This is a genomic window from Streptomyces calvus, assembly GCF_006782915.1.
GTDB classification, from domain to species: domain Bacteria; phylum Actinomycetota; class Actinomycetes; order Streptomycetales; family Streptomycetaceae; genus Streptomyces; species Streptomyces calvus.
Genome location: NZ_VCNP01000032.1, coordinates 224918 through 242266, shown reverse-complemented (window position 1 = coordinate 242266; position 17349 = coordinate 224918). Strand labels below are relative to the sequence as shown.

General features: G+C 71.7%; 13 protein-coding genes, 1 rRNA gene and 1 pseudogene. 12 read left to right on the top strand and 3 right to left on the bottom strand.

Features of this window, described 5'->3' with window-relative positions; genetic code table 11:
- From FGW31_RS15075 to ilvD, 4 genes and pseudogenes are all read left to right on the top strand, one after another.
- Positions 1-617 (top strand): Ppx/GppA phosphatase family protein (locus FGW31_RS15075; RefSeq protein ID WP_459179161.1); only part of this gene is annotated, 617 nt, incomplete at its 5' end.
- A 94-nt stretch (positions 618-711) separates the two neighbouring features.
- Complete coding sequence (locus FGW31_RS15070) at positions 712-1554, top strand: sugar phosphate isomerase/epimerase family protein (protein ID WP_142193915.1); 843 nt, start codon at positions 712-714, stop codon at positions 1552-1554.
- A gap of 215 nt (positions 1555-1769) precedes the next feature.
- Positions 1770-2375: pseudogene (locus FGW31_RS15065) on the top strand (TetR/AcrR family transcriptional regulator); the annotation flags it as partial.
- A gap of 543 nt (positions 2376-2918) precedes the next feature.
- Positions 2919-4772, top strand: a complete 1854-nt coding sequence (gene ilvD, locus FGW31_RS15060; RefSeq protein WP_142193914.1) for a dihydroxy-acid dehydratase — start codon at positions 2919-2921, stop codon at positions 4770-4772.
- 152 nt (positions 4773-4924) lie between these two features.
- On the opposite strand, the gene FGW31_RS15055 is transcribed toward ilvD, so the two are convergent.
- Complete coding sequence (locus tag FGW31_RS15055) at positions 4925-7207, bottom strand: serine/threonine-protein kinase (protein ID WP_142193913.1); 2283 nt, start codon at positions 7205-7207, stop codon at positions 4925-4927.
- A gap of 183 nt (positions 7208-7390) precedes the next feature.
- Here FGW31_RS15055 and FGW31_RS15050 point away from each other — a divergent pair, with 183 nt between their 5' ends.
- From FGW31_RS15050 to proC, 6 genes are all read left to right on the top strand, one after another.
- Complete coding sequence (locus FGW31_RS15050; RefSeq protein WP_142193912.1) at positions 7391-7747, top strand: SH3 domain-containing protein; 357 nt, start codon at positions 7391-7393, stop codon at positions 7745-7747.
- 43 nt (positions 7748-7790) lie between these two features.
- The gene (locus tag FGW31_RS15045) at positions 7791-8306 is read left to right on the top strand and encodes an EamA/RhaT family transporter (RefSeq protein WP_142193911.1); all 516 of its coding nucleotides are present in this window, start codon (positions 7791-7793) and stop codon (positions 8304-8306) included.
- Positions 8307-8678: 372 nt separating this feature from the next.
- A complete protein-coding gene (locus tag FGW31_RS15035; protein ID WP_142193910.1) occupies positions 8679-9482 on the top strand; it encodes a class I SAM-dependent methyltransferase in 804 nt (267 codons plus the stop codon).
- A gap of 32 nt (positions 9483-9514) precedes the next feature.
- Positions 9515-10363, top strand: a complete 849-nt coding sequence (locus FGW31_RS15030) for an ABC transporter ATP-binding protein (protein WP_142193909.1) — start codon at positions 9515-9517, stop codon at positions 10361-10363.
- Complete coding sequence (locus FGW31_RS15025; protein ID WP_142193908.1) at positions 10360-11145, top strand: ABC transporter permease; 786 nt, start codon at positions 10360-10362, stop codon at positions 11143-11145. The genes FGW31_RS15030 and FGW31_RS15025 overlap by 4 nt, the downstream gene beginning before the upstream one ends.
- 144 nt (positions 11146-11289) lie before the next feature.
- The gene (gene proC / locus FGW31_RS15020; RefSeq protein WP_142193907.1) at positions 11290-12102 is read left to right on the top strand and encodes a pyrroline-5-carboxylate reductase; all 813 of its coding nucleotides are present in this window, start codon (positions 11290-11292) and stop codon (positions 12100-12102) included.
- 12 nt (positions 12103-12114) lie between these two features.
- Here the strand turns inward: proC and FGW31_RS15015 are convergent, their stop codons facing one another.
- Entirely contained in the window at positions 12115-12699 is a 585-nt protein-coding gene (locus FGW31_RS15015) for a cysteine hydrolase family protein (RefSeq protein WP_142193906.1), read from the bottom strand.
- An 83-nt stretch (positions 12700-12782) separates the two neighbouring features.
- Between FGW31_RS15015 and FGW31_RS15010 the strand changes: the two genes are divergently transcribed.
- Entirely contained in the window at positions 12783-13820 is a 1038-nt protein-coding gene (locus tag FGW31_RS15010) for a GlxA family transcriptional regulator (RefSeq protein ID WP_142193937.1), read from the top strand.
- Here FGW31_RS15010 and trpS read toward each other — a convergent pair.
- Positions 13781-14785 (bottom strand): tryptophan--tRNA ligase, encoded by a 1005-nt coding sequence (gene trpS, locus FGW31_RS15005; protein ID WP_142193905.1) that lies wholly within the window; start codon positions 14783-14785, stop codon positions 13781-13783. The genes FGW31_RS15010 and trpS overlap by 40 nt on opposite strands.
- Positions 14786-15539: 754 nt before the next feature.
- Between trpS and FGW31_RS14995 the strand changes: the two genes are divergently transcribed.
- A 16S ribosomal RNA gene (locus tag FGW31_RS14995) occupies positions 15540-17065 on the top strand.
- Positions 17066-17349: the final 284 nt, after the last annotated feature.

Below are 17349 nucleotides of genomic sequence, written 5' to 3'. Positions count from 1 at the left end.
AGAACCCCGGCCCCCCCTCCCCCCCCCCCCGCCGCTGGTACGGCTGGTCGGCCGGGAAACTCCTCGTCCTCGACATCGGCGGCGGCTCCCTGGAGATCGCCTACGGCATGGACGAGGAGCCCGACGCCGCGGTGTCGCTGCCGCTGGGCGCCGGCCGCCTCACCGCCGCCCGGCTGCCCGGGGACCCGCCCGAGCCGGACGACGTGCGCGCGCTGCGCCGCCATGTGCGCACCGAGATAGCCCGGACGGTCGGCGAGTTCAGCCGTTTCGGCGGGCCCGACCACGTGGTGGCCACGTCCAAGACCTTCAAGCAGCTCGCGCGGATCGCGGGCGCCGCCCGCTCCGCCGAGGGCCTCTACGTGCAGCGCGAGCTGAAACGCGAGTCCCTGGAGGCATGGGTGCCCCGGCTCGCCGCCATGACCGCCGCCGAGCGCGCCGAACTGCCCGGCGTCTCCGAGGCCCGCGCCGGCCAGCTGCTCGCCGGGGCGCTGGTCGCGGAGGGCGCGATGGACCTGTTCGGCGTCGAACGCCTGGAGATCTGCCCCTGGGCCCTGCGGGAGGGCGTGATACTGCGCAGGCTGGACCACATGAGCCAGGGCGAGGGCCGGGGCCGGTGACCCCTTCCGACCGCCCGCACGCGCCTATGGCAAACACCACAACGGCGAACGGACACCCCGCGCCCACCCGACCCCACCCCGTAACCTGAGGCTCGTGGCAGAACCAAGGGACGTAGTCCGCATCCCGGATGCGAAGGTCGCCCTGTCGACGGCCTCCGTCTACCCGGAGTCGACGGCGACGGCCTTCGAGATCGCCGCGCGCCTCGGGTACGACGGCGTCGAGGTCATGGTGTGGACCGACCCGGTCAGCCAGGACATCGAGGCGCTGCGCCGGCTGAGCGACTACCACCGCATCCCGATCCTGGCCGTGCACGCCCCGTGCCTGCTCATCACGCAGCGGGTGTGGTCCACCGACCCGTGGACCAAGCTCCGGCGGGCGCAGGCCGCCGCCGAGAAGCTCGGCGCCGGCACGGTCGTCGTCCACCCGCCCTTCCGCTGGCAGCGGCAGTACGCGCGTGACTTCGTCGACGGGATCTGGCGGATGGCGAACGAGACGGACGTGCGGTTCGCCGTGGAGAACATGTACCCCTGGCGCTACCGCGACCGCGAGATGCTCGCCTACGCCCCCGACTGGGACGTCACCAAGGAGGACTACCGCCACTTCACGATCGACCTCAGCCACGCCTCGACCGCCCGCACCGACGCCCTGGACATGATCGACCGCATGGGCGACCGCCTCGGCCACGTCCACCTGGCCGACGGCCGCGGCTCCGCCAAGGACGAGCACCTGGTGCCGGGCCGTGGCGACCAGCCCTGCGCCGAGGTGCTGGAGCGGCTCGCGCTGAGCGGCTTCGACGGTCATGTCGTGATCGAGGTCAACACCCGGCGCGCCATGTCCGGCGCGGAGCGCGAGGCGGACCTGGCCGAGGCCCTGGCCTTCACCCGCCTGCACCTGGCCTCCGCCACCTCCACCGCGGCCCGGGCACCACGGCGATGACCGGCCCCACCACGGGCGACGAGCCCGGTTCCGTCGTCCCGGCGGGCGAGGAGTCTGGTTCTTCCGGCCCGGCAGGCGACGACCGTGGATCTTCCGGCCCGGCGGGCGAGGAGTCCGGTTCTTCCGGCCCGGCGGCCGACGACCCCGGTTCTTCCGGCCCGGCGGCCGGCGGCTCCGGCCCTTCCGTCCCGGCGGGCGGCCACCCCGGCCCCTCCGCCCCGTCCAACGGTGCTCGCCGCCGCGGACGTCCGCCCCGTACGGCGTCGGCCGGAACTCGCGACCGGATCCTCGACGCGGCCCGCGAGGAGTTCTCCGCGCGGGGGTACGAGAAGACCTCGGTGCGCGGGATCGCCAAGTCGGCAGGCGTGGACTCCGCGCTGGTGCACCACTACTTCGGCACCAAGGAGCAGGTGTTCGAGGCCGCCGTGGAAGGCGCCTTCGCCCCGGTGCTGGCCGCCCGGAACACGGTGCTCGACGCCCCGCTCGACGAGGTGGGCGAGCGGATGACACGCATGATCATCGGGCTGTGGGAGAACCCGGCGACCCGGGCCCCGCTGCTGGCGATCGTCCGCTCCGCCGTGAACAACGAGACCGCGGCCGGTGTCTTCCGCCGGCTGGTCGCCAGCCAGCTGCTGCGCCGGATCGCCGGACAGATCGGCCGGCCGGACGCGGAGCTGCGCGCCGAGCTCGCCGCCGCCCAGCTGGTCGGCGTGGCGATGATCCGCTACGTGATCAAGGTGGAGCCGCTGGCCTCGGCGGACCCCGAGCAGATCATCCGCCGGCTTGCGCCGGTGGTGCAGGGCCACCTCACCGGAGACTGAACGCCGCGAGCCCGTCGCGTACGCGCGCAGACACCGTCCTCCGCCAGCCGCCCCGAGACGCCCGTCCTCAGCGACCCGCCCCGGGACGCCCGTCGTCAGCGACCCGCCCCGGGACGCCCGTCGTCAGCGACCCGCCCCGGGACGCCCGTCGTCAGCGACCCGCCCCGGGACGCCCGTCGTCAGCGACCCGCCCCGGGACGCCCGTCGTCAGCGACCCGCCCCGGGACGCCCGTCGTCAGCGACCCGCCCCGGGACGCCCGTCGTCAGCGACCCGCCCCGGGACGCCCGTCGTCAGCGACCCGCCCCGGGACGCCCGTCGTCAGCGACCCGCCCCGGGACGCCCGTCCTCAGCGACCCGTCCCGAGACGCGTCCTCAGCCACCCGTCCCGAGCCGCCGTTCTCAGCCACCCGCCCTGAGACACTCGTCCCGAATTCCGGACAGTCCGTCCCGCCCTCTGGATGACCGGCGTACGCTCGATGCAGTCAGTGGTCCCTTGTGGCGCTGACCGACACTCCCCTGAAGGTCTGAAGGAGCGAGCGACGATGCCCGAGCTGAGGTCCCGCACAGTCACCCACGGCCGCAACATGGCGGGCGCACGCGCCCTGATGCGCGCCTCCGGTGTACCCGGCGCGGACATCGGCCGCAAGCCGATCATCGCGGTCGCGAACAGCTTCACGGAGTTCGTCCCCGGCCACACCCACCTCGCCCCGGTCGGCCGGATCGTCAGCGAGGCGGTCGTCGCGGCCGGCGGCATCCCGCGCGAGTTCAACACCATCGCCGTCGACGACGGCATCGCGATGGGCCACGGCGGCATGCTGTACTCCCTGCCCTCCCGCGACCTGATCGCGGACAGCGTGGAGTACATGGTCGAGGCGCACTGCGCCGACGCCCTGATCTGCATCTCCAACTGCGACAAGATCACCCCGGGCATGCTGAACGCCGCGCTGCGGCTGAACATCCCCACGGTCTTCGTCTCCGGCGGCCCCATGGAGTCCGGCCGCGCCACCCTGGTCGACGGCACGGTCCGCACGCTGGACCTGGTCGACGCCATGGTCGAGGCCGCCAACGAGAAGGTCTCCGACGCCGACGTGCTCCGCATCGAGGAGAACGCCTGTCCGACCTGCGGCTCCTGTTCCGGCATGTTCACCGCCAACTCGATGAACTGCCTGACCGAGGCCATCGGCCTCTCCCTGCCCGGCAACGGCTCGGTGCTCGCCACCCACACCGCCCGCAAGGCGCTCTACGAGAACGCCGCGCGCACGGTGCTGGACCTGACCCGCCGCTACTACGAGCAGGACGACGACTCGGTCCTGCCCCGCAACATCGCCACCCCCGCGGCCTTCGAGAACGCCATGGCGCTCGACATCGCGATGGGCGGCTCCACCAACACGATCCTGCACCTGCTGGCCGCCGCCCAGGAGGCGGAGGTCCCCTTCGGCCTCACCGAGATGGACGCCCTCTCGCGCCGCGTCCCGTGCCTGGCCAAGGTCGCGCCGAACGTCGCCAAGGACCGCACGTACTACATGGAGGACGTGCACCGCGCGGGCGGCATCCCCGCCCTGCTCGGTGAACTGCACCGCGGGGGCCTGCTCAACGAGGACGTGCACTCCGTGCACAGCCCGTCCCTGGCCGACTGGCTGAAGACCTGGGACATCCGCGGCGGCTCCCCGTCGCAGGAGGCCGTGGAGCTGTGGCACGCGGCGCCCGGCTGCGTCCGTTCCGCCGAGGCCTTCTCCCAGTCCGAGCGCTGGGACACCCTGGACGAGGACGCCGAGGGCGGCTGCATCCGCTCCGTCGAGCACGCCTACTCCAAGGACGGCGGCCTCGCGGTGCTGCGCGGCAACCTGGCCGTCGACGGCTGCGTGGTGAAGACCGCCGGCGTCGACGAGTCCGTCTGGACCTTCGAGGGCCCGGCCGTCGTCTGCGAGTCGCAGGAGGAGGCCGTCGAGAAGATCCTCACCAAGCAGGTCAAGGAGGGCGACGTCGTCGTCATCCGCTACGAGGGCCCCAAGGGCGGCCCCGGCATGCAGGAGATGCTCTACCCGACCTCGTACCTGAAGAGCCGCGGCCTCGGAAAGGCCTGCGCCCTGGTCACCGACGGCCGCTTCTCCGGCGGCACCTCGGGCCTGTCCATCGGCCACGCCTCGCCGGAGGCGGCGGCCGGCGGCACCATCGCCCTGGTCGAGGACGGCGACCGCATCCGCATCGACATCCCGAACCGCTCCATCGAGCTGCTCGTGGACGACGCCGAGTTGGCCCGCCGCGAGCAGGCACTGAACGGCACGTACGTCCCGAAGAACCGCGACCGCAAGGTCTCGGCCGCGCTGAAGGCGTACGCGGCGATGGCGACCAGCGCGGACAAGGGCGCCGTGCGTGACGTGAGCAAGCTGGGCTGACGTACCGCCGTCGGCCCGCTGCCCGCTGCCCGCTGCCCGCTGCCCGTAGCCGGAGGTCGAAGGGCGTGAAGGGCGCGAACGGTGCGAAGGGCGTGAAGGGTGTGAAGTGCTGAGAGGGCCGTCTCCGTGACGTACGGGGGCGGCCCTTCCGGTCACCAGTCCGCCGGGTTCCGGCCGGACACGGCGAACACCGTCCCGTCCGGCGCGGACGCGTAGACGCGGCCCTCCGCGACGACCGGCCGGGGCAGCGCACCGGCGACCCGGTCCCCGGCGTCGCCGAGCCGCGGCGCCGTCTGGCCGAGCAGCCGCCCGCTGCGGGCGTCCACGGCGAGCAGCCGCCCGTCCGGGGCGGTGACGTACACATGGCGCCCGTCGGCGGCCGGAGCAGCGGCGCGGGGCGCACCGGTCTCCACGCTCCACCGCTCGCGCAGCCCCTCCAGGTCGACGGCGACGAGCCGACCGCCGGTGCCGATGAGGTACGCCGTGTTCCCGCGCACCGTCCCGTGCGCCTGGGCGAGCGGGACGGGCAGCGCCGTCCGCCGCTCCGTCCGGGTCTCCGGCGTGTACCGCACCACGGCCCTCGCCTCCCGGTAGACCGCGTCGACCGCAACGAACACGACGGATCCGCCCGCACCATCCGAACCGTCTGAACCGCCTGAATTACCTGAACTGGCCGAACTGCCCACGGGAGTCAGCTCCCCGGCCAGCCGTGCGTCCCAGCGCACCCGGCCGGTTCCCGGGTCGATCGCCGTGACCTGCGTGCCCGAACCGTCGGCGGGCGTGCTCGTCGCGTACGCCAGCGGATCGCCCGGGAACCAGTGGAGGCGGGGCGCCCGGTGTCCCGGCAGCGGGTGGCTCCACAGCGTCCGGCCCGTGGCGCCGGACACCGCGGTGACGTGGCCGTCGGCGCCCGTGAGCAGCAGCGTGCTCCCGGCGTGCGCGAACGCGCGGTACTCGGCGGTGTTCTCCTGCCACACGGGTTCGCCCGACGCGGGGTCGAGCGCCTCCAGTCCGCGGCCCTGGTTCAGCGACGGCTGCACCAGCCCGCCCGCCACGAACGGCGGTCCGCTCCGCGCGGTCCGCGCCACGGGGCGCTTCCACAGCAGCCGCCCGTCGTCCGGATCGAGCGCGAACAGCCGCCCGGGCTGTGCGCAGAGCACCCGCCCGGCCCCGTACGAGCACTGCGGCGCGCCCCATGTGCCCGACAGCGTCTGCCACTCCCGGAACCCGGCGGGTCCGGTGGGCGAGGCCCCGCCGTCCGGCGCGCCGCCCCCGCCGTCCCACAGCGGTACGGCGACCAGCGCCCCGGCCACGGCGAGGCCGAGCGCCCCCGCCGCGAGCGCCGCCCGCCTGCCACGCCACCACGGCGCCCGCCGCGCCGCCGCCTCGGGCCCCGGCTTTTTCTCGTGCCCTGGCTCCTGCTCGTGCCCCGGCTCCTTTTCGTGCCTCGGCGGACCGTCCACCGGCGACCGGCCACCACCGCCCTCCGGCCGCTGCTCCTCGCCACGCCCCGACGCTCCCGATGCATCCGCACCATCGGCTGATTCCGACGGTCCCGACCCGTCCGAGGTCCGCTGCGCAGGTATGAACGCCTGCGTGTCGTACGACGCCGCCACCGACCGCAGCTCCCGCATCAACTCGTCGGGAGAGGGCCGGTCTTCGGGTTCCTTCGCCAGGCAGCGCAGCACCAGCGGGGCGAGCGTGTCCGGGACGCCGGTGAGATCCGGCTCGTCGTGCACCACCTGGTAGGCGACGACGTACGGGCTGTCGGAGTCGAAGGGCCCGCGCCCGGTCGCGGCGTGCACCAGCACGGACCCGAGGGCGAAGATGTCGGCGGCCGGCCCCACCGCGCGCGGCCGCCGGAACTGCTCGGGCGCCATGAAGGGCGGCGTGCCGATCAACTTGCCGGTCTCGGTGCGCAGTTCGCTGTCCTTCGGCCGGGAGATGCCGAAGTCGATGACTTTCGGACCGTCTCCGGCGAGCAGCACGTTGCTCGGCTTCAGGTCCCGGTGAACCACCCCGACCCGGTGGATGTCGCGCAGCGCCTCCGCGAGCCCGGCCATCAGGCGGCGCAGCTGGGCCGGAGGCATGGGGCCGTTCCGCTTCACATGCTCGGCGAGGGTCGGGCCGGGAATGAACAGCGTGGCCATCCACGGCCGTTCGGCCTCCGGATCGGCATCCACGACGGGTGCCGTGAAGGCGCCGCTGACCCTGCGGGCCGCCGCCACCTCCTGCCGGAAACGCCCTCTGAACTCGGGATCCCGCGCGAACTCCGCGTGTACGACCTTCACCGCGAGCTTCAGTCCCGAGGTGCTGCGCGCCAGATGAACGACGCCCATGCCGCCGGAGCCGAGACATGACTCCAACCGGTAGTGGCCGGCGTATTCAGGAAGTTCCGCTTCCGCGTCCGATCCGGTGTTCCGCTGTGGCGCCATGGGACCACCCCCGTGCTGTTCGTCCGCGCGCGCGACGCACGGAGCCTAGTCGATGGCTCGTTCGACACCCAGGCGGCTTGCTAGCGTTTTCCGTGCCATGTGCGCACAGGTGTGCATGGCTGGAATGCGGGGAATGAACGGGGCCCCATGACACGCATGGGGTGCACAACGGGGGAGGTTTCCATGTCAGTCGACCGTGTCGAGACGACCGGCAGCAGCGAGCGGACCGGACAGGCGGAGAGCGCGGCGGCGGAGAGTGCCGGGGCGGCGGAGTCCGTCACCACGGCCGCCGTGCGCTACTACTCGATCGCACCCGGCGTCCGGCTCAACGTCCGCAGCGGTCCCGGCACCGGCTACACCATCGTCCGCGTCCTGCCGGAGGGGGCGAAGGTCCCGATCTTCTGCCAGTCGCCGGGCACCACGGTCACGGGCCCGTACGGCACGTCGAACATCTGGGACAACATCGACAGCGGCGAGTACGTATCCGACGCGTACGTGCACACCGGCAGCGACGGGTACATCGCCCCGCGCTGCTCCTGATCCCGCCCGGAGCCCGCGGTGCCGGCGCAGCCATAATCGACGCGTGAGCGCAGAGAACGGCACCCCGGACAGCACCGCGGGCTCCACCGGAACCCCCGCCGGCCCCCAGCCCGAGCCCATCCGCTTCTTCGGGACCACCTGGGTCGACCACTCCGGCGGGTACACCGCGCGCCGCGCCGGCGTCGCCGTCGGCTCCCTCGCCGCCGCGGTCGTCTCCTGCCTCGTCCTGCGCGTCGCCTACCAGGGGCTCGCGATCGCCGACATCGGCAGCTTCGTCACGCTCCTCACGGTCGTGATGTTCGCCGTCTGCAGCGCGCTGGCCTTCCGCCACACCTGGGAGAGCTTCAGCCGCCGTCCCGACCCCGACCGCCAGGCCTCCCTCCGCGGCCTGCTCGCCGTCGGCTTCGTCGGCTCGCTCCTCGCCTACTTCTTCCGCTCCCTCACCGAGGCCCCGGGCGAGAAGCTCCACCGCGCCGAGTACGACACGGCACGCGAGCAGTACGAGAAGCGCACCACCCGCCGCTCCGGCAACCCGTCGAAGAAGCGCCGCCGCTCCTGACGCCGGTTCCGCGAAATCCCGGGCCGAGCGCAGAAGCCCGAACGGTGGACGCGCACCTCGCCCCCCCCCCCGCCCCCCCCCCCCCCCCGGCCCCCCCCCCCCCCCCCGCGCCCCCCGCCCCTCCCGCGGACCCCGCCCCTTCCGCGAGGCTCCACCGGACCCTCGGCCCCTGCCGCGGAACCCCGCAGGACTCCCGCCCCCTCCCCGCGGAACCCCGCAGGACTCCCGGCCCCTCCCCGCGAAACCCCGCAAAACTCCCGCCCCTCCCCGCGAGGCTCCGCCACGTCCCGGTCCCTCCCGCCAGGCTCCGCCCGACCCCGCCCCTTCCGTAAATACCCCGGTGCCGCCCTGCCGCCCGGCCACCATGGCCGTATGACGACGACACCGAGGACCACTCCGCACGCCGACCCGGCCTCGCGCGCCGCACGCGCCCGTTCCTTCAACGCCGCCGCGGCCCAGTACGCCGCCAACCGCCCCTCCTACCCGCCCGCCCTCTTCGACACCGTCGAGGAACTGACCGGCCGCCCCCTCGCCGGCAGCCGGGTCGTGGACGTCGGCGCCGGTACGGGCATCGCGACCGCCCGGCTGCACGCGCGCGGCGCCGATGTCATCGCCGTGGAGCCCGGTGACGGCATGGCGGCCGAGTTCCGCCGCACCCTTCCCGGCGTACCGGTCGTCCGGGGCAGCGGAAACGCGCTGCCGCTCGCCGACCGATCCGCCGACCTGGTCACCTACGCCCAGGCCTGGCACTGGACCGAGCCCGCCCTCGCCGTCCCCGAGGCGATCCGCGTCCTGCGCCCGGGCGGCGCGCTCGCCCTGTGGTGGAACACCGACGCGCTCGACGTGCCCTGGATCGCGGAGGCGTCCGACCGCATCGCCCGCCACTGCGGCCTGGACCTCGCCGCCGAGAAACGCGACGTCAACGCCCGTGTCGCCGATCCTTCGGGCCGCCTGGACTTCGTGCGCCGCGAGATCCGCTGGAGCCGCCGCGTGCCGCTCGACACGCACCTGGCCAACCTCGGCAGCCATTCCGTCTTCCTGACCCAGGACCGCGAGCGCGGCGCCGCCTTCCTCGCCGAGGAGCGCCGGCATCGGCTGGCCTTCTTCCCGGACGGCGTGGTCGAGGAGACGTACGTCGTCGTCCTGCTGCTGGCCGCGCGGCCCGCGGACGCTTGACGCCACCGAGGGCCGGGAGGATTATTCATCGCATGGTGAATTACTCCTCCCGGTCCTCGGAGGACCCCGCCGTCCACGCCCGGGACCTCACCGTCGTCCGGGGCCGCCGCACCGTCCTGCACCGCCTCCGCTTCACCGTCCCGCGCGGCCGCATCACCGGCCTCCTCGGCCCCTCCGGCTGCGGAAAGTCGACCCTGATGCGGGCCGTCGTCGGCACCCAGGCCAAGGTCACCGGCACCCTGGACGTCCTCGGCGCCCCCGCCGGCCACCCCTTGCTGCGCACCCGCATCGGCTACGTCACCCAGGCCCCGTCCGTCTACGACGACCTGACGGTCCGCCAGAACCTCGACTACTTCGCCGCGGTCCTCGACCCGGGACGCGCCGCCGCCGACCGCCGCGACGACGTGGAACGCGTCCTCGCCGACGTCGACCTCACCAGCCACGCCGGCGCCCTCGCCGGCGCCCTCTCCGGCGGCCAGCGCAGCCGCGTCTCGCTCGCCGTGGCCCTCCTCGGCACCCCCGAACTCCTCGTCCTCGACGAGCCCACGGTCGGCCTCGACCCGGTGCTGCGCCGCGACCTCTGGGCGCTCTTCCACGACATCGCCGCCTCCCGCGGCGCCACCCTCCTCGTCTCCTCCCACGTCATGGACGAGGCCGAGCGCTGCCACAGCCTCCTGCTCATGCGCGCGGGCGAGATCCTCGCCGACGGCACCCCCGACGCCCTGCGCGCCCGCACCGGCTCCGACACCGTCGAGGCCGCCTTCCTCCACCTGGTCGACGAGGCCGCCGCCGCGGACCGTACGAACGCGGGCGGTACGGAGGAGAGCCGTACGGAGGAGAGCCGTGCGAACGCGGACCGTACGAAGGAGAGCACCCGATGAGCACCACCCACCCGGCGACCACCCCACCCGCCCCCGCCCGGGCGCTCAACGCCTCCCGCACCGCCGCCACCGCCGCCCGGGTCCTGCGCCAACTGGGCCACGACCCGCGCACCATCGCGCTGATGCTCCTCGTCCCGTGCGTGATGCTGCTCCTGCTCCGCTACGTCTTCGACGGCAGCCCGCGCACCTTCGACAGCATCGGCGCCTCGCTCCTCGGCATCTTCCCGCTGATCACGATGTTCCTGGTCACCTCGATCGCCACCCTGCGCGAACGCACCTCCGGCACCCTGGAACGCCTCCTCGCCATGCCCCTCGGCAAGGGCGACCTGATCGCCGGCTACGCCCTCGCCTTCGGCGCCCTCGCCGTCGTCCAGTCCGCCCTGGCCACCGGCCTCACCGTCCTGTTCCTCGGCCTCGACGTCGCCGGCAGCCCCTGGCTGCTCCTCCTGGTGGCCCTGCTCGACGCGCTCCTCGGCACGGCCCTCGGCCTGTTCGTCTCGGCCTTCGCGGCCTCCGAGTTCCAGGCGGTCCAGTTCATGCCGGCCGTGATCTTCCCGCAACTCCTCCTCTGCGGCCTGTTCACCCCGCGCGCCGCCATGCACCCCGTCCTGGAGGCCGTCTCCGACGTCCTGCCCATGTCCTACGCCGTCGACGGCATGAACGAGGTCCTGCGCCACACCGACATGACCACCGCCTTCGTCCGCGACGTCCTGATCGTCGCCGGCTCCGCCCTGCTCGTCCTCGGCCTCGGCGCCGCCACCCTCCGCCGCCGGACGGAGTGACCGCCACCCACCGACCGCCGCGTCCCACCGACCGCCGCGTCCCGCCGACCGCCGCGTCCCGCCCACCGGACACGCCCCCGCCCCCACTGCCCCGGGTGCGAGGATGAACCAGGACGACGCACACCCCGGAGGGCACCCGCAGCCATGACCCAGAAAGTCGCAGTCCTCGGCACCGGCAAGATCGGCGAAGCCCTGCTCAGCGGAATGATCCGCGCCGGCTGGGCCCCCGCCGACCTCCTGGTCACCGCCCGCCGCCCGGAACGAGCCGAGGAACTCCGCACCCGCTACGGCGTCACCCCGGTCACCAACGCGGAGGCCGCCAAGACCGCCGACACCCTGATCCTCACGGTCAAGCCGCAGGACATGGGCACCCTCCTGGACGAACTCGCCCCGCACGTCCCCGCCGACCGCCTGATCGTCAGCGGCGCCGCCGGCATCCCCACCGCCTTCTTCGAGGAACGCCTCGCCCCCGGCACCCCGGTGGTCCGCGTCATGACGAACACCCCGGCCCTCGTCGACGAGGCCATGTCCGTCATCTCCGCCGGCAGCCACGCCACCGCCGACCACCTCGCCCACGCCGAGGAGATCTTCGGCGCCGTCGGCAAGACCCTGCGCGTCCCCGAGTCCCAGCAGGACGCCTGCACGGCCCTCTCCGGCTCCGGCCCGGCGTACTTCTTCTACCTGGTGGAAGCCATGACGGACGCCGGCATCCTGCTCGGCCTGCCCCGCGACAAGGCCCACGACCTGATCGTCCAGTCCGCGATCGGCGCCGCGACGATGCTCCGCGACAGCGGCGAGCACCCCGTCAAACTGCGGGAGAACGTCACCTCTCCCGCCGGCACCACCATCAACGCCATCCGCGAACTGGAGAACCACGGCGTCCGCGCCGCCCTCATCGCCGCCCTCGAGGCCGCCCGCGACCGCAGCCGCGAACTCGCCTCCGGCACCAAGGACTGACCCGGCGCGGTCTCACTGCGCGGCGGACACCACGTCGTCCGTGGTCACCACCCGGGCGAACCCGCCGCCGTGCAGGGACACCGCCGTCGCCTGTGCCAGCTCGTCCGCGGTCCGCCGCCAGCCGAAGGGCCCCTCCAGATCGAAGGTGTACGTCGCGTCGAACGCGACCAGCACCTCGAACCCGAGGTTCCCGCCCATCCGTGCCGTGGTCTCCACGCACATGTTCGTCTGGATCCCGGTCAGCACGAGCTGGGAGATCCCCTCCGCCCGCAGCCAGGCAGCCAGGTCCGGCGTCCCGAGGAACGCCGAGTTCACGGTCTTCGTCACGAGCAGCTCGCCGCCGGTCCCCTTCCCCCGCCGCCGCTCCACGTACTCCTTGGACCCGTTCCCCTCGTGCCCCACCCGCAGCGGCGACCCGGGCTTCCGCGAGTCGTGCCGCACGTGCACGACCGGCCGCCCGGTCGACTGCCACACGTCGAGGAGTGCGGCGATGTTGTCGTCCGCCGCCGGGTTGTTGCGCCGGCCCCAGAAGTCGAGCTCCTCGAAGCCCTTCTGTACGTCCACGACCACCAGTGCTGCGTTCTCCGCGATGTCCATGCCCCGATCGTGCCGCCCGGCGCCGTCACGTCCCAGAGGCCACGAAGTCATCGATCGATGGTTTACTGCCACCCATGCCCCGCATGGCAGCCGCCGCCGAAAACGCCGCCGTCACCGCGACCGCAACCGGAACCGGAACCGCAACCCGGGCCCCTTACCGCGTGGCCCTCGTCGCCTTCCCGGGCGTCCGGGCCTTCGACGTCTCCGTCATCACCGAGATCTGGGGCCCCGACCGCACCGACCGCGGCGCCCCCGCCTTCGAACTGCGCCGGACCGCCGCCGACCGCACCACCGCCGTCCCGATGCGCGGCGGACTCGCCCTCCACCCCGACCGCAGCCTGCGCTGGCTCGACCGCGCCGACCTCGTCGTGGTCCCCGGACTCGACGACCACCTCACCCCCGCGCCCGCCCCCGTCCTGGCCGCCCTCCGCCGCGCCCACGCCCGAGGCACCACCGTCGCCGCCCTGTGCGCGGGCGCCTTCACCCTCGCCCAGGCCGGCCTCCTGGACGGCCGCCGCGCCATCACCCACTGGCGACTGACCGACCTGCTGCGCACCCGCCACCCCCGCGTCGACGTCGTCCCCGACGCGCTGTTCGTCGAGGACGGCAACCTGTGGACCGCGGCCGGCACGGCCGCCGGCATCGACCTCTGCCTCCACCTGGTCCGCCTCGCCCACGGCGCCGAGGCCGCCGCCGTCATCGCCCGCTCGATGGTCACCGCGCCCTTCCGGACCGGCACCCAGGCACAGTTCATCGACCCGCCCACCCCGCGCACCGACCGGGACGCCGACGCGCTCGCCGCCGTACGCGAACACGCGCTGCGCCACCTCCACGAGCCGCTCACCGTCGCCGACCTGGCCGCCCGCGCCGGCATGTCCCCGCGCACCTTCGCCCGCCACTTCACGGCGACCACCGGCACCACACCGCTGCGCTGGCTCCTCGACCAGCGCGTCGCCGCCGCCCAGAAACTCCTGGAGCGCACCGACCTGCCGATGCCGGAGGTGGCACGCCGGGCAGGGTTCGGCAGCGAGGTCACGATGCGACAGCACTTCGCCTCGCGCCTCGCCACCAGCCCCCGCGCCTACCGCGCCGCGTTCGGCAGCAGCCCGATCGCGCCGTAGGCGGCGTCCACGGTCGGCCGGGCCATGGCCCGCGCCCGCTCGGCGCCGTCCCGCAGCACCTCCTCCACGTACCCGGGGTCCGCGCACAACGCCCGGTGCCGCTCCTGCACCGGCCGCAACGCCTCCACCACGGCCTCCGCGGTGTCCTTCTTCAGGGCCCCGTACGAGTCGTAGCCGCCGGCCAGCTCCGCCGGCTCCCCGCCCGCGCAGGCCGCCAGGATCTCCAGCAGGTTCGCGAGCCCCGGCCGCGCCGCACGGTCGTACACGACGTCGTGCCCGCTGTCGGTCACCGCCCGCACGACCTTCTTCCGCACCACGTCCGGATCATCGAGCAGATAGACGATCCCCGGCCCCGTGTCGTCGCTCTTGCCCATCTTCGCCGTCGGGTCCTGGAGGTTCATCACCCGCGCGGCCACCGTCGGCAGCGTGGCCCGCGGCACCGTGAACGTGTGCCCGTACCGCTGGTTGAAGCGCACCGCCAGATCCCGCGACAGCTCCACGTGCTGCGCCTGGTCGTCGCCGACCGGCACCTCGTCGGTCCGGTACGCCAGGATGTCCGCCGCCATCAGCACCGGATACGTCAGCAACGACAGCCGTACGCTCCCGCCGCGCCGCTGCTCCCGTACCGCCTTCTCCTTGTACTGGATCATCCGGCGCATCTCGCCGTCCGTGGCCACGCACTCGAGCAGGTACGACAGCCGCGCGTGCTCGTCCACATGGCTCTGCACGAACACCGTGCACAGTCGTGGATCCAGCCCGGCCGCCAGCAGCAGCGTCGCCGCCTGCCGGCTCAGCCTGCGCACCCGCGCCGGATCGTGGTCCACCGTCAGTGCGTGCAGGTCGACGATGCAGAACAGCGCCTCCGCACGGTGCTGGTCCACTGCGGCCCACTGCCGCATGGCCCCCAGGTAGTTCCCCAGCGTCAGATGCCCGGTCGGCTTGACCCCGCTGAAGACCCTTGTCATCTCTCCTCCGTCTCCCGGTCGAGACCGCCGTCCCCGGCCGGCCGCCCCCGGAGTCCTGGAGGGAAACGAAAACGGCCGCCGAGGCGGCGGCCGTTGAGTGCATACGTCAGCGCGGCCGCCGTCAGGCGGCCCACCAGAACTGGCTGTACGTACGCGTCGTCATGGGCCCAAGGCTACGCCCCGGGCCGGCGCTTCGCAGCGAGTTGACATGCCTCGGTGGCGTCCGTACTGTTCTCCGAGTTGTCCGACGTGAGCGCCGACCCCGGTCGGTCCCCGGACAGCCATTCCGCAAGTACCACCACTGATCGACGGCAGTCGTCTGTCTGCTGTCATGTCATTGGCGTGCGTATTCGCGAAATGAGGAATCCGCACCCGAAAGGGAGCAGGGCCCCCGATTAGCTCGGGAGCCGGGAATCCGCTAAAGTCTCACTCGTCGGAACGGCCCAACGGCCGGGAAGACAAACCCCGCTGACTGGGGGTCAGGCCGAGAAAAGGATCTGATAGAGTCGGAAACACCGAAGGGAAGCGCCCGGAGGAAAGCCCGAAAGGGTGAGTACGAAGGAAGCGTCCGTTCCTTGAGAACTCAACAGCGTGCCAAAAGTCAACGCCAGATATGTTGATACCCCGTCCGTCGGAATATTTCGACGGTCGAGGTTCCTTTGAAAAAACACAGCGAGGACGCTGTGAACCGTGAGGACTATTCCTCCTTGCGGTTCCGCTCTCGTGATGTGTTCGCCCCGATTACGGGGAAGCATTCACGGAGAGTTTGATCCTGGCTCAGGACGAACGCTGGCGGCGTGCTTAACACATGCAAGTCGAACGATGAACCACTTCGGTGGGGATTAGTGGCGAACGGGTGAGTAACACGTGGGCAATCTGCCCTGCACTCTGGGACAAGCCCTGGAAACGGGGTCTAATACCGGATACGACGCGCTCAGGCATCTGATGCGCGTGGAAAGCTCCGGCGGTGCAGGATGAGCCCGCGGCCTATCAGCTTGTTGGTGAGGTAACGGCTCACCAAGGCGACGACGGGTAGCCGGCCTGAGAGGGCGACCGGCCACACTGGGACTGAGACACGGCCCAGACTCCTACGGGAGGCAGCAGTGGGGAATATTGCACAATGGGCGAAAGCCTGATGCAGCGACGCCGCGTGAGGGATGACGGCCTTCGGGTTGTAAACCTCTTTCAGCAGGGAAGAAGCGAAAGTGACGGTACCTGCAGAAGAAGCGCCGGCTAACTACGTGCCAGCAGCCGCGGTAATACGTAGGGCGCGAGCGTTGTCCGGAATTATTGGGCGTAAAGAGCTCGTAGGCGGCTTGTCGCGTCGGTTGTGAAAGCCCGGGGCTTAACCCCGGGTCTGCAGTCGATACGGGCAGGCTAGAGTTCGGTAGGGGAGATCGGAATTCCTGGTGTAGCGGTGAAATGCGCAGATATCAGGAGGAACACCGGTGGCGAAGGCGGATCTCTGGGCCGATACTGACGCTGAGGAGCGAAAGCGTGGGGAGCGAACAGGATTAGATACCCTGGTAGTCCACGCCGTAAACGGTGGGCACTAGGTGTGGGCAACATTCCACGTTGTCCGTGCCGCAGCTAACGCATTAAGTGCCCCGCCTGGGGAGTACGGCCGCAAGGCTAAAACTCAAAGGAATTGACGGGGGCCCGCACAAGCGGCGGAGCATGTGGCTTAATTCGACGCAACGCGAAGAACCTTACCAAGGCTTGACATACACCGGAAAACTCTGGAGACAGGGTCCCCCTTGTGGTCGGTGTACAGGTGGTGCATGGCTGTCGTCAGCTCGTGTCGTGAGATGTTGGGTTAAGTCCCGCAACGAGCGCAACCCTTGTCCCGTGTTGCCAGCAGGCCCTTGTGGTGCTGGGGACTCACGGGAGACCGCCGGGGTCAACTCGGAGGAAGGTGGGGACGACGTCAAGTCATCATGCCCCTTATGTCTTGGGCTGCACACGTGCTACAATGGCCGGTACAATGAGCTGCGATACCGCGAGGTGGAGCGAATCTCAAAAAGCCGGTCTCAGTTCGGATTGGGGTCTGCAACTCGACCCCATGAAGTCGGAGTCGCTAGTAATCGCAGATCAGCATTGCTGCGGTGAATACGTTCCCGGGCCTTGTACACACCGCCCGTCACGTCACGAAAGTCGGTAACACCCGAAGCCGGTGGCCCAACCCCTTGTGGGAGGGAGCTGTCGAAGGTGGGACTGGCGATTGGGACGAAGTCGTAACAAGGTAGCCGTACCGGAAGGTGCGGCTGGATCACCTCCTTTCTAAGGAGCACTTCTTACCAACCTCTGGTTGGTCAGAGGCCAGTACATTAGCGAACGTCTGATGCTGGTTGCTCATGGGTGGAACGTTGACTACTCGGCCGGTGTCTGGGCCGGAGGCTGCTAGTACTGCTCGTCAGAGCGTGGAACGCATGATCTCCGGACGGAAGCTGGTCGGGCACGCTGTTGGGTGTCTGAGGGTTCGGCCGTGAGGTCGCCTTCAGTGCCGGCCCCAGTGCACTCGAGCTGTTTGCTCGGGGTGATGGGTGGTTGGTCGTTGTTTGAGA